The 15,142-nt window shown below is 36.2% G+C and carries 15 protein-coding genes and 1 pseudogene; 5 read left to right on the forward strand and 11 right to left on the reverse strand.

Annotated features, from left to right (window positions below):
* Nucleotides 1–554 precede the first annotated feature (554 nt).
* Genes QVB70_RS00985 through QVB70_RS00995 form a run of 3 tightly spaced genes read right to left on the reverse strand, consistent with a single transcriptional unit; the run spans nt 555 to nt 3,620 of the window.
* A complete protein-coding gene (locus QVB70_RS00985) occupies nt 555–1,736 on the reverse strand; it encodes an ABC transporter permease (RefSeq protein WP_287582463.1) in 1,182 nt (393 codons plus the stop codon).
* A gap of 9 nt (nt 1,737–1,745) precedes the next feature.
* Nucleotides 1,746–2,906, reverse strand: a complete 1,161-nt coding sequence (locus QVB70_RS00990) for an FtsX-like permease family protein (protein ID WP_287582466.1) — start codon at nt 2,904–2,906, stop codon at nt 1,746–1,748.
* A gap of 12 nt (nt 2,907–2,918) precedes the next feature.
* On the reverse strand, nt 2,919–3,620 hold the full coding sequence (locus tag QVB70_RS00995) for an ABC transporter ATP-binding protein (RefSeq protein WP_287582468.1): 702 nt from the start codon (nt 3,618–3,620) through the stop codon (nt 2,919–2,921).
* Between the two features lie 508 nt (nt 3,621–4,128).
* Here QVB70_RS00995 and QVB70_RS01000 point away from each other — a divergent pair.
* The 4 genes from QVB70_RS01000 (at nt 4,129) to QVB70_RS01015 (ending at nt 6,630) form a co-directional block, all read left to right on the forward strand.
* Complete coding sequence (locus QVB70_RS01000) at nt 4,129–4,812, forward strand: helix-turn-helix domain-containing protein (protein WP_287582469.1); 684 nt, start codon at nt 4,129–4,131, stop codon at nt 4,810–4,812.
* A 21-nt stretch (nt 4,813–4,833) separates the two neighbouring features.
* Nucleotides 4,834–5,490 carry a helix-turn-helix domain-containing protein gene (locus tag QVB70_RS01005; RefSeq protein WP_287582471.1) on the forward strand — a complete coding sequence of 219 codons (657 nt, stop codon included), beginning with the start codon at nt 4,834–4,836 and terminating at the stop codon, nt 5,488–5,490.
* An 87-nt stretch (nt 5,491–5,577) separates the two neighbouring features.
* Nucleotides 5,578–6,063 (forward strand): GyrI-like domain-containing protein, encoded by a 486-nt coding sequence (locus tag QVB70_RS01010; protein ID WP_287582474.1) that lies wholly within the window; start codon nt 5,578–5,580, stop codon nt 6,061–6,063.
* Between the two features lie 48 nt (nt 6,064–6,111).
* Nucleotides 6,112–6,630 (forward strand): hypothetical protein, encoded by a 519-nt coding sequence (locus tag QVB70_RS01015; RefSeq protein ID WP_287582476.1) that lies wholly within the window; start codon nt 6,112–6,114, stop codon nt 6,628–6,630.
* A gap of 37 nt (nt 6,631–6,667) precedes the next feature.
* On the opposite strand, the gene QVB70_RS01020 is transcribed toward QVB70_RS01015, so the two are convergent.
* The 8 genes and pseudogenes from QVB70_RS01020 to albA form a co-directional block, all read right to left on the reverse strand.
* Nucleotides 6,668–7,714, reverse strand: coding sequence for a DUF790 family protein (locus QVB70_RS01020; protein WP_287582477.1), 1,047 nt, complete (start codon nt 7,712–7,714; stop codon nt 6,668–6,670).
* Between the two features lie 29 nt (nt 7,715–7,743).
* On the reverse strand, nt 7,744–8,484 hold the full coding sequence (locus QVB70_RS01025; protein ID WP_287582479.1) for a DUF790 family protein: 741 nt from the start codon (nt 8,482–8,484) through the stop codon (nt 7,744–7,746).
* A gap of 29 nt (nt 8,485–8,513) precedes the next feature.
* Nucleotides 8,514–9,962 (reverse strand): iron-sulfur cluster assembly scaffold protein, encoded by a 1,449-nt coding sequence (locus QVB70_RS01030; protein WP_342766530.1) that lies wholly within the window; start codon nt 9,960–9,962, stop codon nt 8,514–8,516.
* A gap of 24 nt (nt 9,963–9,986) precedes the next feature.
* A pseudogene (locus tag QVB70_RS18415) lies at nt 9,987–10,091 on the reverse strand (iron-sulfur cluster assembly scaffold protein); the annotation flags it as partial.
* A 12-nt stretch (nt 10,092–10,103) separates the two neighbouring features.
* A complete protein-coding gene (locus tag QVB70_RS01035) occupies nt 10,104–11,294 on the reverse strand; it encodes a cysteine desulfurase family protein (protein WP_287582483.1) in 1,191 nt (396 codons plus the stop codon).
* 130 nt (nt 11,295–11,424) lie between these two features.
* Nucleotides 11,425–12,780, reverse strand: a complete 1,356-nt coding sequence (locus QVB70_RS01040) for a DEAD/DEAH box helicase (RefSeq protein WP_287582485.1) — start codon at nt 12,778–12,780, stop codon at nt 11,425–11,427.
* Nucleotides 12,781–12,893: 113 nt separating this feature from the next.
* A complete protein-coding gene (locus QVB70_RS01045; RefSeq protein WP_287582486.1) occupies nt 12,894–13,832 on the reverse strand; it encodes a hypothetical protein in 939 nt (312 codons plus the stop codon).
* A 319-nt stretch (nt 13,833–14,151) separates the two neighbouring features.
* On the reverse strand, nt 14,152–14,433 hold the full coding sequence (gene albA, locus QVB70_RS01050) for a DNA-binding protein Alba (protein ID WP_287582488.1): 282 nt from the start codon (nt 14,431–14,433) through the stop codon (nt 14,152–14,154).
* 211 nt (nt 14,434–14,644) lie between these two features.
* Here albA and QVB70_RS01055 point away from each other — a divergent pair.
* A partial coding sequence (locus QVB70_RS01055) for a hypothetical protein (RefSeq protein WP_287582491.1) occupies nt 14,645–15,142 on the forward strand: 498 nt, incomplete at its 3' end.

A 15,142-nucleotide genomic window follows, 5' to 3' on the forward strand; every position in this document is an offset into this window, starting at 1 on the left:
CAACGAGACAGAAACCCAAGTTAGTAAATGACTCTGATAACTCAATAAAATCATCAAGCTCAGAGTGTGCAGTATGTATGCCAAAGCGATCGGCTCTAGCGGCCAGTGTTACAATAATTTTTGAGGATCCATCGATCTTTTCTAATTTCTGAAGAACTTTTGACAACTCTGAGGGTGTTATGTCATATGCATTTCCCTCAAAATCAAAAACTATATAGTCAATTCCGATGGATGACGCAAATAGAATGTTATTAAGCGTTTTCTTTTTCTGTTTATACAGGTTATTTCCATATCGGGAACGTTTAATAGCTAATCCACTCTGGAACTAAGTCACCTCTCAAAAAGAGCACCTCCAACGCGACTGTTTCAAAAGGTCAAAAAAAGTCAGCGTTTGTCGTATGGCATCTTGTCTGGGGTTAATAAAAATTTGATTAATATGGAAGGTGACACCCCATTTATGACACCGAAATATCGTTATTTGCTAGACTATAAAAACCTTGCTATTTGTGTTCAACTCTATTAACAGATGTCGATCTTGTAGAATATTATGACTGTCACGTTCTTAAAACATCTACCGGCTTAATTCTAATTGTTTTAATGACTGGATATAATCCTGCAAGTCCTCCAATTCCTGTCGAAAGTAGAATAGCACTGATAATTGTTCGAGTTGTCAAGACGGCTTTAAATGTAAATCCAGCAGAACTGACTGTAAAACCGATCACTCGAAAGATTATAATCGCCCCAAAGCTCCCAATTAATCCACCCAGAAAACCTACAAGTATGACTTCCATCATAAACAGTAAAAGAACTGAAGAGTTTTCAAAACCGATTGCTTTAAGAATTGCGATTTCGTGACGTCGTTCATCAATTAAATTAATCATGACATTTAATATGCCCATAACTGCTGCCAAGACTGTTGTTATTACAATTAAGTCCATTATAACCAAAAACTGGTCAAGCATATCTGTCATGGACTTCCAAACGTTTGATTCCTTAACGGCATCAATACCATCAATGCTTGCTTCGATATCTTGAATTACCTGATCAATATTCGAAGGATCATTTGGTTTTACAACGAAATAGCTAGTCTCATTATTTTCCATTTCCAGAACTTCACGAGCTTTAAATGCAGGCATCCACATTTCGCTGTCCTGCATTGTATCTGTAGCAAAAATACCCACCACTTGAAATTTGTATTTCTCTAGCGTAACTTCATCCTCAGTCTCATTTTCCAATCCATGAAAAAGCGTTATTTTATAATACTCACCTACTTCGAGGTCTTTCTCGTCCGCCAAGTATTGACCCACCATAATACGTGAAGTAAGAGCTATAGTGTCGTTGATATTCAGGCTTCTGCCTTCTAATACCTTCACATTAGTGACATTTTCATACGTGTCTACATCAACACCTCTTATAAGATTAAAGCGGTTATTTTCGTCAAGGGTGAATCCTGTAACCATTTCAGAAACTACATCTACATTTTGAATCTCTTCTAATTCTTCACTCATGTTTCGAGCAAGGACGGAACTCCAAGGGGTAGCACTCCCCTCTTCAAGAACAAGAATGTTGTCAACTCCTGCACTAGAAAATGTCGCACGCAGGCCATCAGCTGCAGCCATCATGCTCGTAAAAATCAAAATGACAATGGCAACGCCGATGATTGGAGTAGCTAATGACCTCCAGTAAGAACGAATATCTTTCAATGCTAAACGGAAGACATCGAATACTTTGGTCATTTTCTATACCTAGCCGAATTTCTGTAGTATATCTAACGCCCGTTTACGGGAAATTTTCGTTATTGGGTATAAACCTCCTATCAATCCTAGAATTGTGGATATGATAACAGATTCAAACGCTAATTGGTATGTGAGGTTAATAGAAATTAGATAGCCTGCCAACTCAACGTTTGATACTCCAAAAATATTTAGCATAAAGAACCCTAGAATTACTCCTACAATTCCACCTAAGAATCCAAGAAACACTGCTTCTACTGCATATATCAGCGCAATTGACTTATTTGAAACACCTACTGATTTCATGATGCCAATATCATGTCTGCGCTCTCGAAGTGTCATTGTCATTGTATTCATCATGCCAAGAATAGCCGCTACCAAGGCTATCATTGAAACTGCAAGTATTACACCACGAAAACTATCAAGAGCTTCAGCATTAGCATCCATATATTCATCTGCTTCGAATACAACAACTCCACGAATATTGTCTTCGATTTGTCTTCTTACATCTTCCACGTAATCATGATCTGTGACTTTTACAACGATCAAGCTTACTTTATGCAACTTACCAACGAGATTTTGCGCGTCCCGCATGGTTAACCAGATCTCAGAGTCAATTATAGTTGATGCCGAGAATATACCTTTGATTGTGAAAGTATGTTCCTTTAGGACTATCGTGTTGCCCACCGTTTTCCCGTGTTTTTCTGCAACATTGATTCCGATCATGCAGTAATTCCGGTCCTTTTGAGCATCGCTTAATTCCTCTCCAGCTATTATCTCATATTTTTCGATAACTTGTTTATAAGAATCGACTTGAAGTCCTCGCATGGTTAAAAATTCACTATCATCATCATTAGTAGAGTTGTCGACCATCCACCACAAAAATCCACTTACGCCGTCTATGTATTCAGGATTTACTACTCTTTCAATCTTTTTTACATACCATTCCGGCATTTGACTGACTGTTGGGTCTTCTTTACCTCTCTTCATTACGAAGAGACGGTAATCATAGGCTACAGATGTTTGCTCAACAAGGGTGTCCATTGTATTTGCAGCTGCTATCATTACAATGTAGCTGACGATGATTCCTGCGATCCCTATAACGGTAATCGCATTTCTTAGTTTCTTTGATTTCAAATCGCGAATGGAAATGAAAAGAAACCCTAACTTCAACCTGCTATTCTCCTAACTTCCAGAATTTTCTATAACTTTTCCATCACGTAATTTAATTATTCTATCTGTAGTTTTTGCAATCATGTCATCATGCGTAACTACAATAACGGTCTGACCTTGATCATTGATTTGTCTAAGTAATTCCATGATTTCTTCTCCAGTTTTTGAATCAAGGTCACCTGTGGGTTCATCTGCCAATATGATCGAAGGTTGAACTGCTATCGCTCGAGCAATTGCGACTCTTTGCTGTTCTCCACCACTGAGTTCTCCTGGTTTATGATACAATCTGTCATTTAATCCGACGGCTTGAAGAAATTCAGTAGCTTTTTCAAGTCTCTCTTTTTTTGATTTTCCTTGCGCAATCAAAGGCAGTTGTACATTCTCTAGGGCGCTTAGAGATGGTAGAAGGTTATAGAACTGAAAGACAAACCCGATATTTTCTCTTCTGAATTTTGTCAGTTTAGTCTCACCCAAACTAGAAAGCTCGATCTCATTGACTCTAATATTACCTTTAGTTGGTGTGTCAAGTCCCCCGATGATATTTAGAAGTGTAGTCTTGCCGCAGCCTGAGCTTCCCATAATTGCCACTATTTCTCCTTCTCTCACTCGAAAACTAACACCTCTAAGAGCTTCAACATCTGTCTTTCCTCTTTTGTAGACCTTCCAAACGTCATCTGCCTCGATAACATTCAGGCCACTTGATATACTTTTCATTTTTTTAGCACCCATATTATGAAACGTTAACGTTGAAGATTTTGACTATATATCTTAGATCCATAATTTGAATCATTAACACAATGGTTGATAATTGCATAACTTACGCAAATTATACATCTTTCGAAACTTATAAACATTTGTATTTTTGAACAATGATAATAAATTATTTCAAAATTGATATAACTCCCTCATCATTGTATCTAATTCATACACACAATAGACAATAACGTTAATCCTAATAATAAAATGAACCACCAGAAGTTTTCTCCCATCCTCTCACTCACATCTTAAGAAATTGTTTATTCTTTTATGACATCTTTCATTTTTTTCTTTTCCATATATTGAGGGGTTCAGAAGATAATGATTCTGATCTTTTGTTGATGATATAGGTTTATTGACAGATAAAGTTAGGTCAACCTGTCTTAAAAAAGTCTTATGCCTTACTGGGACGGGTATATATAAATTATTATAAGCTGGGCGACAAGTATTTACTGAGTTGAGGATAATGCGGAGAGTAATACTGGAAATTGATCCCGCTACTGTAATTAAAAATCCGTATAAGAAAGGGTTACAAGACGTATTATCAAAAATTGAATGGCTAGAAGGAACTAATCTATTCAATATCGACCCTGAAGAAATTTCTGAAACTGTAATGACAGTTAAAAAAACTGGGGTGTTCAAAGTCAAGTTAAAAGAGGGTTTTGAAATATCAGATTTAATTGACCCTAAAATGGGCACAATTGAACCTTTAGAAGAAGAAAATGGAGTCATTACTTGCTTTATTAAGGCACAAGTAGATGGGCTGCCGACTGAACTTATAAAATCCCTAAATTTTGATAATATGCTGATTTCGCTTCCGTTGTATCTTTCACCAGAAAAATACATTGTATCTTTCCTGGGTACTTCTGATTCAATTAAGGCTTACTTAAACTTGTTGAAATCCCTTAAAATTTCTTACAAGGCTGCCATTCAAACCCCCAATCAATTTCAAAGCGATCTTTCTTGTTTAACTAATAGACAGAAAGAGGTCATGCTCGCTGCTCGAAAATATGGTTATTATGACTATCCTAGGAGAATTTCATCACATGAACTTGCAGAAAAATTAGGTATAAGCAAATCAACAATGTTAGAGCATTTACGAAAGGCTGAAAAAAGAATGATCGATACTTTATGTGCTGTTACTGAATAAAATCTACAGAAAATGATAAATATGCACAGAAAAGTGATATTAGAACTTGATCCGGCACTACTAAAAATGATGGGCTACCAAGACCTGTTATCGAAGATAGAATATATTGAAGGTATGGATACTTTCAAAATTGAAACGCATAGTGCAAGTGAATCTGGAATCTGCAAAGTAAAACTAAGGAGAGGTATTAACTTTAGAGATTTAGAACCTGTTACAACTGCATTAGGCATGACAATCGAGCCACTTGGAGACAAGGATGGAATATTTGTTTGTTTTTTTAAAGCGAAACTCGAAGATCGTGCAGCTGAGCTCCTTAAGTCAATTAATGCTGATCTAATTTATTCGCTTCCGTTTTATCTCTCTGAGGAGAAAGTAATACTCTCATTTTTTGGTGATAATGAAAATATTAAACTATTTCTTAATACTTTGAACAACTTCGGAATTAACTTTAAGGTTGTGAGTCTCCAAAAGCCAAGTCAAGAAAATACTCTGTCATCTTTAACAGAAAGACAAAAAGAAATCTTGACTACTGCGAAAAACAGAGGATATTACGACCCCCCTCGCAAAGTATCTTCTCAAGAGTTAGCAAATCACTTTGGAATAAGTACAGCAACCTTATTAGAACACTTAAGAAAAGCAGAAACGAAAGTAATTGATTCATTGTTTGTTCCTGTATAGGGTTTTTACATATACTATATTTTATAATAAGTAGCATTTCTGCATGATTAGAATGAGACAAGTAGGGGAAAATTGGAGGTCAATATTATGGCAGAAAAAGGAATCAAATTCGACATAAAATATGAACAGACAGCAGCATTTAATTATTTGGCTTTAGAAGCCAAAGGAGTATATAGCCAAATCCCTGATAAAATAACTCAATTAATGCAATTAACGGCGGCCCAAAACTTATTTCGTGCTATGAGAGGTCCAGTATTCGCTATTTTTTACACTGATCCCAATGAAGTAGCAAATGAGGATGAGCATTTCTGGGCTGTTGGGTATTCATGTGCTGAAAACGCAAATTTTAAGGATCCCTTGAAGTTGAAAGAGCATAAAGCATCTTTCGTAGCTAAGGTTACAGTTTATGGACCATATGATAAACTAGCAGAAGCATACCCTGAAATTGAGCAGCGAGTGACAAAAGATGATTATGAAATAATTTTCTGGAGTTTAGAAAAGTATCTGGATGACCCTAGATCAGTAAAACCCGAAGATCTACGAACAGAAATCTGGATCGATGTCAAGAAATAGCAAAACCTTAATTACATAGGTCGACAAGAAATACCTAGGTTGATACATATGGCAGAGAGACTTACTCCAAAGATCGATAGAATGATTGATACTCTACAATCTTTGATTTCACAATTACAAGAGATTCGAGGTATAATAATTGGCTTTGGAATGGCTTCTGAAACAATACAAGCGGGAGTAAAAGCAGCAGAAACAACTAGAGCTGCAGCCCCGCCTCCTAGAATGGAAGAAACGGCACCGCCGCCGACACCCAAAGTAGTTGAAGTACCTGAACCTCCAGCTGAATGGAAAGCAAAATTGAAATATGAAGAAATTTCTGAGATCTTCGATAAGAATATCGACGTCATTATGGATTCAAGAAATTACCTTGAAGTTAATAAATCACTCGAAACTTTAAGGGATGATATTGAAGAATCTGGTATTATGAAGACATTTCATCCCGCAATGTACGAAATAAATAGCACAATAAGAAAATACAAAGCAATGGGTTCTGATCAAGTGTCTCAAGAGGAAAAGGAAAACATTGCTAACGAAATCAGAGAGTGGAAGGTTCGGTTTCTAAAGTAGATTCAACTACCACTTTTAATTTTTCTAATTTTCTGCCTCAATCATGTTCTCCAACATATTTAACAGTTGGATTATGGATACTTTTCCAATTAACTTCAAATTCTCCAAAGTAATCTAATATACCTGTAAGTTTTATTGGGAAATCATAGTTTTGTTTCATCCAATTTTCAATAAACTTAAGCTGCAACTCTCCTTTATCATCTTTTGAGAATAATGCGATTAGAGCCTCCCTAAATTCGATTAAAGTTGCCTTTTTAAGGCACAGGAGATGTGGTATAAAAATCAGTTCATTTTGTGAAAGGATATCAACTATTGCTGGGACTTCCAGACATTTCTGCAATTCCTCAGCCGAATAGCAGTTTAGAATGCTGAATAACTCTTCCATTGAAAGATATTTTTTATTCTCTAATGCGTTCTCAATTTTTTTAGCTATTTCATTAGTTTGATTAGTTATAAGTTTCAGTCGATTGCTAAAATCAGAGAAACTCTTTTCTAGGATATTAAGAATTTCTATACTTTTGATTCCCTTTGATGAATAAAAAACAGTTGGAAATCCCAAATCCTCTTTGAAGAAGTCTTTATACTTCTTATCGATCAATAAAATCAATTTAATAGTTGGGGATGTGTACTCTTTTAGAATCCTTAATTTTTCCCTTTTTTTCTTCTTATAACGTTCCGTCCAGAATCCAATGATCTCTAAATAAACCTTAACATTACTTCTCATCAACGCAAAATCTGGTATAAAGAGGGTGCCAGTCTCAGGAACTATGATCGGTTCAGGCTCGTGAACCACTCCCCATCCTTTTGGAACTTCTTTTTCGAAGAAATTAAAAAATTTTTCCTCAACTAAGCTATCAAACACTGGTTTTTCATCAAATTTTTCTACAAATTCGGGCTTCAGGTATGTGGCCTGAAGAGGGAATTCATTTACCTCCGATGAGACAAGATAAGACCTATCTCTATGAAGAACTTTTATTTCAAAAGTAAATTCATTCTTGCTTTTTAACAGTGATCTAATTATCTGGTGAAAGATGATTGATAGCCTCTCGCCATAATTATGAAATTTCTTCTTAGATAATCCCATCAAAAGAGATTTCACTCCTCTTTTTACATTTAATCTTGTGGATCGTCATTATAAACCCCGTATATGCGTACATGTAGAATCGCCTGCGTATCATAGTTCATGTCATAAAATAATCCATACTTTTTGCAGAGCCAGTGGAGTCTCTTCGCAAAAGTACCTGTAGCATCTTTCACTTGAAATTTAATACTTAATGAATTTTTAACGAGAGTATCAATCACATTCCAATTGTAAGTATTTACTATATCTATTATAGTAGGAGGCTGATCCTTTGTACAAATTAATCTTTGATTATTTTCATCATCAAGCCAAAGTAGTTCTTCCAGTATTTGGATATCAACAGCAAAGAAGTCTGCTATCTTTTTTAAAAATGCGTCTTTGTTTTCTTTCGATAAAAATCCTGATTTATCAGAATTAATTTTGTTAAAAAGAAAAACTCTAAGTTTATCCGGTGAAGTAATACCCTCTTTTAAGAAATTTGAAGATTTGGATTCAAAAGCATCGAAAACCGGTGCTTGAAACTCATAATAACGTCCAAGGGTGTGAAAAACACAACTGCCAATTTTGTAATCGTCAAAAGACTCAATGATCTTATTTCTATCGAAAAACTCTCTTTTTAGACCTTGAGTGATAAAATTCTCGAAAAACTCAATTGTCGCCTTGATCTTGACAGTAAAATCATGATCTTGGCTTGAAAGAAAAAAGGGCTGTAGATACTTGTTATTGTGTATTTTCTTTAGTTTATATTTGAGGAGACGAATTGGAAATCCCATAGAGCTCAAAGCCCATGAGTTTTAATGATTTAAGGCTCACAAGCATGGTCATGATGATCTTCATCTTTGGGGCCTGGTCTGGGTCTTCCTTCCCTTTTAGCTCGGTAGTCTTCGATAGCCGCATGAAGCGCATCTGCTGCCAAATTCGAGCAGTGCATTTTTCTTGGTGGTAAACCATCTAATTCCGTAGCAACATCACTACGTGTTAACTTCATTGCTTCATCAAGGGTCATTCCTATTGCTAACTCAGTAGTCATACTGGAGGTCGCAATTGCACTACCGCACCCAAACGTCTTGAATTTGATGTCTTTAATTATTTCCGTTTCTGGATCGACGCGAACGTAAAACTCCATCAAATCCCCACAGTTATGGAGACAAAACGCTTCGGTTGTGAAGGAATGATCTTTATTGACCTCTAGATTGTAGACCTTTCCCGAATATTCAATTCTTTGAATGTTCATTATTGGAATATAAACAAAGTCATTATCGAACCATGAATCACGAGAAGCATGAGATTTTGGATTATATGTTAAACCCATGAAATTACATAGTTTTTTCAAGGAATCTCTTTGTCCTACATGTAATCTGTAACTCTGTCTATGTCTGATGCCATTCTTAATATAGGCCTTATCGGTATACATTGAAGCGACAATCCCTTGCCTTAATAGTAGCATCTTTATTTGCTGTGCAAGTTCGAAAGAAGTGGTAGAATATCCTGCCCTTGCACCTTTCCTTTCAATATTAATATAGCCGTCTCCTTTCCACAGCCCATATAGGAGTGCTCTTTGTTTACTTGGTGGAAGGAGCATCATGAAATGGGGTAGCTTTCGAGTGTATCCATAATCACCAAAAAGTTTTTTGAAGAATCTTGTTAGCATTGCACTAGAGATGAGCACTTGTCGCGTTTTTCTCTCCGGTCTTTCCTTACTTTTGATTTCAATGTTAAATAAATTCTTTGTTATTTCTCTAATGTCTTCTTCGATACCTCTTTCATTGATGTTTAGACTGAACTCTATATATGTCTTTGAAGGCTCTTCTCTCGGATGCCCTTCGGAAATGAAGTAACCACATAATCTAAGGAAGTCTTCACCAATAGGTATCTTTGCGTGAATCGGTTTGCTTCTGAAATCCCATTCTGATCTCATTACGTTGAAGTCTATGGATTCCATATCTTTTATCTCTTTCAGAATGGGATAAAGGACTATATCGCCTTTTCTAAGATCTTCAGCGTGATACCAAGCTGATTTAAGCCCTTGTCTGTGTTCCGTTCGCAAGAACTTATCTCCTTTAGGCAACCTTATAGCTAAAACCATATGTTCAGGTGTTACTGTAACTTCTCCAAACTTGTTCTTTAGAATCAGGATGTCGCCATCATACTCTCTTTCCGTCCTGTGAATTACCTTGTGATACAAACCATTGTGAGTGAGTACTCTGTCTTCAGGAGACGCAATTTCAATTCGGTTGAGATGACTATTCATATGAATTAACGTTTCTGGTGTTACACAGACTGGGTTCCCAACTTTTCCGATACCGACGTCCTCGTCGTCTGCCAACTCTCCAACATTTCTTGGATTTCTAAAATGATCTAAAACTTTTTCGGAATAAATACCTGCCACTTTTTAAGCCTCCTTCAGCTCTTTCGGAGTTAACGGTGATAAAGTCCGTAATCTTTTGACAATAGGGGGCAAAGCCTCAATTACGCGATCTGCATCTTCTTCTTTCGTCCATCTTCCCATCGTAAATAGAATTGACCCATGAACCAATTCATGAGGTAAGCCGCAAGCTCTAAGCACATGAGAAGGTTCTAGAGTTTTAGCAGCACATGCTGAGCCCGAACTGCATGCAATACCCTTTTCGTCTAGGTCAAGGATAAGAGACTCACCTTCAATATAACTAAACCTTACGTGAACATTATTTGGAAGTCTTTTAGTAGGGTGACCATTTAAATATGATTCGGGGATGTTGTCCAAAATTCCAGAAATAATTTTGTCCCTAATTCTTTCTATGCGTTTGTTTTCTTGCGTCATTTCTTCTTGGATAAGTTCAGCTGCTTTTCCAAATCCAACTATACTGGGAATATCTTCAGTACCGCTTCTAATTCCTCTTTCTTGTCCTCCACCTTGCAGAACACCCTGAATACTCACGCCCTTTCGAACATAAAGTGCTCCTGTTCCTTTAGGTCCATAGAGATCGTTTGAAGAAAAAGATAGAAGATCAATATTCTCATCTATAACATTTATTGGGATCTTTCCAATTGCGGCTACGCCATCTGTATGAAGGAATATCTTATTTTCTCGTGTTATCTTCCCAATTTCCTTAATAGGTTGTATTGAACCGACTTCACCATTTGCGTACATTACAGAGACTAAAAATGTTTTTTCAGTTATTGCGTCACTAATAGCACCGGGATCTACCATTGCATATTCATCCACAGGTATTACAGTTACTTCAAAACCCTCTTTCATAAGCGCTTTAGTGATGTTTATTACAGACATATGTTCTACAGCCGTGGTGATGATATGGTTCTTACCTCTAGAGCGATATGCGGTACCCTTTATTGCGATATTGCTACTCTCGGTTGCGCCTGATGTAAAGATAATCTCGCGTTTCGGATCTTCAGCACCGATTAATTGGCCTATCTTGTTTCGGGCCTCTTCCATTGGTTCTCTCACTTCAGCGCCAAATGAGTGAAAAGAAGCGGGATTTCCATATTTTCTAGTAAAAAAAGGCATCATAGCCTCAACAACTCTAGGATCAACTGGTGATGAAGCAGTATAATCCATATAAACACGTGCGTCATCCGCTGACATTTCCATTAGCCCCCAAATCATTCAAGATATAATTTGTTTTGAGATTATTTTATCATATATTATTTTACTTCTTATTTTAATTGCGATAGAACCACAAAGAAAATTAAAATGAGTAGATCTTATAGTCTCTTTATTTCCTTCGGGATGCGGTTGAGACCTCAAGTGTTTCCTTTGTTACAAGTTCGTATAGGATTGCCTTTGAATGTGTGTTAGAAGGTCGTAAAATTCTCCCTAGCCTCTGAATGAACTGTCTTTTTGAACCTGACCCGCTAACGATTATCCCTATGTTAGCATCAACATCCCATCCTTCGTCCAACACTCGTCCAGTAACAAGTTTAGAGTACTGACCGTTTTTAAAACTCTCCAAGTATATTTTTCGTTCTTCAAACTTGGTTTTGTGTGTGATTTCGGGGATGAGAAACCTCTTTGCTATCTCGTGAACTATCTCGTTAAATTCACAAAAGATAATGACTCTACCATGTTGATGCTGTATCAAGAGTTCTTCAAGTACATCCAATTTTCGTCCGCTGCCAAATGAAATCTTTCTGGCCTCTTGGCGTGCTAAAAGTGCCTTTCTAGCTTTCTTGTCTCGTCCAGACCTTAGAACTAATTTTTCAAAATCAAAAACATGGTATTTTTTAACATAATCCTTGTATATTTTGTCTAAATCATTATATCTTCTTTGTTCATCCTCTGATAATTCTATTGTTATTGTTTTTAGCTCAAAAGGTGCGACATACCCATTTTCTACTAATTCTTTATGTTCAAGTCTAAAAACAACTTTTCCTACCAGAATCTCAAGATCATGATGTAACTCATCACTTCTTTCTGGAGTTGCACTCAGTCCTAATCTTTTTGAAGCGATTGTCCCTTCTGCAATTGCACGATAAGTTGGAGCAGGCAGATGATGCACTTCATCGAAAATAAGGAGGTCAAAAGAGTTTTGAAAGCGTTTCACGTATATGTGAGCAGAGTCGTATGTAGTAATAGTGATGTCGCCTAATTCCTGCTTCCCTCCACCCCAAATACCAATATTTTCCTTTGATACTCCTATATGCTCAACAATTGCTGATCGCCATTGGTACAATAAGCTTATGGTCGGAACAATAACTAGCGTTCTACTCTTTGTGTTGTGAATAGCATCAAGACCCAAGAATGTTTTCCCAGTGCCTGTAGGAAGGCAAATTATGCCTTTGTAATTATTTTCAATCCATTTACGTAATGCATCTTCCTGATAAGGGCGGAGAGAATATTTAGAGACCGTTTCAAAACTAAGTTTTTCTCCATAAGTAAAATCGATTTTCACAGCATATTCTGAAGTAAGAAATTGCATAATCTCTGGAAAAAACATAGGTAGTGCTTTAAAATTCTTGAATTTTGCATCATATTCTAACAGATGTTGTATAGGGGTTACATCGAGAAAAACGTGAGGTTGAAGAATAAGATCGTAATTTATTAACTTAAGAGAAACATCATAGGACTCCAAAAGCAGCAGCTCACATTTTTAGTTTTGTATATTAATTATCATAAGAACATAAAAACTAAATCATTTAAACTCCCCTTAAGGGAGGTTTTCTTCAGGTTGAAGTTTTAATGGGCTTATTCACTAGCTGCAGTTTTCAACGACTTTATAAAATTAATTATGAACTTCAAGCTTGTTGCAGCAGTTCTTTTGCTAACTGATTTTCCATCATATTTCACAATATTCGTCAATAGTTTTTCTACAACGCCATTCGAACTCTGAAGTTCAGTTGGATGAGTTTTTTTTATGATCTGAACTGCAATTTTGAGATTTAAGAGACATTCTTCACAGTTATCTTCTTGAAAAGATTGTGCGGCCTGTTTTAAGTATATTATCTCCATTTGGTCAGGTAATTCAGCTTGAACCGGCTTCTCTTCCACTTGGTCAGGTATTTCTTCTGATTTGACCATTTCATCCATTTGGATTTCTTGTTTTTTATCTCTTTGGATAAGCTCTTCTTCAATAAGGTTCATATGACCGGTATGATTTGACCAAATTTTATGTAACGTCTCTTGATTGATTTCAAAACCACAGCGCGTACATAATACAGTATCAAGCTCAAGGTGTTCCGCACAATTTGGACATGAATAATATCCCTCAGATATTTCAAGTTCTTCGATTGGTATGCTTTCTACAGTTATCGTTGCCCCAGGAACTGTCATTTGAGTCGGCAATCTATTTACAGAAAAGCTTACCTGCATATCACCTATTGAAACATGTTCACAAGTGGAATATGGATGGAGAGTAATTGAATACTGAAAAGAATGTTGTTTCGTGGGGGGAGTAATACCTTGATGAATGAATTGCATAGAGTCAATTTCTGTAACTGGGAAAAGTTCAACCTCATGAGCGGGTTGGATATCTCCCTCAGTGATATAAAGTGATTCTATGGGATGCTGTGTTGTATTTGTAACCAAGATTTGTACATTGATAGTATTGCCTGGAAGGATCATATCTGTCGAGAGTGATCTTGTAACTTCTAAAGGAAGAACCTTTTTTACGTTGCTTTGTGACACATACTCTCCATCCAAGTAGTCTTATCATTTTTTCTTTAATTACACATATAACCTTTGCTAAGAAATGAGAATTTAGATTTTTGTCTCTAGAAAATAGCGACATAAGAACTAAAGCATTTAATATGCTCTTTACAATATCCATGGAGTCAAAAAGTTATTTTAAATCTTGTGAGAAAATTCTACACATTTTGTTTTATTAGAAAAAAGAAAATGAATTAGCTTTTATTGTATAATAGACAGTTTAGTTTTGTTATTGCCAATAGGTTCGACGCACTTCACTTAACGTGGAAAAAATGGGGCGCCACGCTTACTGGTGTCTTTATTTCTTTTTCAACGTGATTTCGATTGTACTTACGCTTCGAGTTCTTCCCCCTTCTTCGGCTAACTCCTCACTATCAATCTCGATCTTATCGACAAAAACGATGTCTTTCATAAAACGCTGTCTCACGATCTCGGCGACATCTACTGCTGTCGATATAGATCGACCTCTAGCTTTAAGCGTACAGAAGTCAGATCCTTGATTGAGTTGAGTGACGACTGCAAGGACGTAGTTCATTACAGGCTTGCGCCCGATGTATATGTTGTTGTCTCTTCCGGACATATGGACATTCCTCCGTGTTTTACATTGATTTAGATGTATTCTGATAGCGCACTATTTTTGATACCATCAACTTATATTATTGCATTATTTAAGCCTATGTAAACTTCTAAAACCTTAGTCATTTCTGTTTTTTAAGTGTTGTTAGAAATTATCACACAATATATAATTCAGTATTTAGAGTATCTATAAAGAATGTAAAAGAGGCATTCATATGATTAACTTGAAAAAAGATTTTCTAGGTTCTTCTCTTATAATACTCATTCTTTTAAGCTTTATCATCATATTTCCCTTTCAATCTGAACATCAATTTTCAACGCTTCCTCCTAAAAGTATAGAAAATAGTCAAAGTATATATGACCACTCTTATATGCCAATAATCGATGATTCTCTCTTAACAATGCTAGAAAATGATGCAGATAAATCGATCGATTTAATCATTACCTTTGGTGGAGATAATTCACATACAAAACCTAAGCAAATACTGAAACAGATACTTGGTGATGATTTTGCCAAACTAGATGTAAAATATGACCTTGAAATAATTGATGCTGTGCTTGTCAACGCTCCAGTTAATATTGTCCCCCGTCTTGCAGAAAACAATCTTGTGAGTGGCATTTGGGAAGATAAGAAAGTAACTGCTCTAAAAAGTGCAGATAGAATAATTGATTCTCAAATCGATTCATATCTTGATGAAAGCACAGGTTTAATA

Source organism: Candidatus Borrarchaeum sp., assembly GCF_019058535.1.
In the GTDB taxonomy this organism is placed as follows: Archaea; Asgardarchaeota; Sifarchaeia; order Borrarchaeales; family Borrarchaeaceae; genus Borrarchaeum; species Borrarchaeum weybense.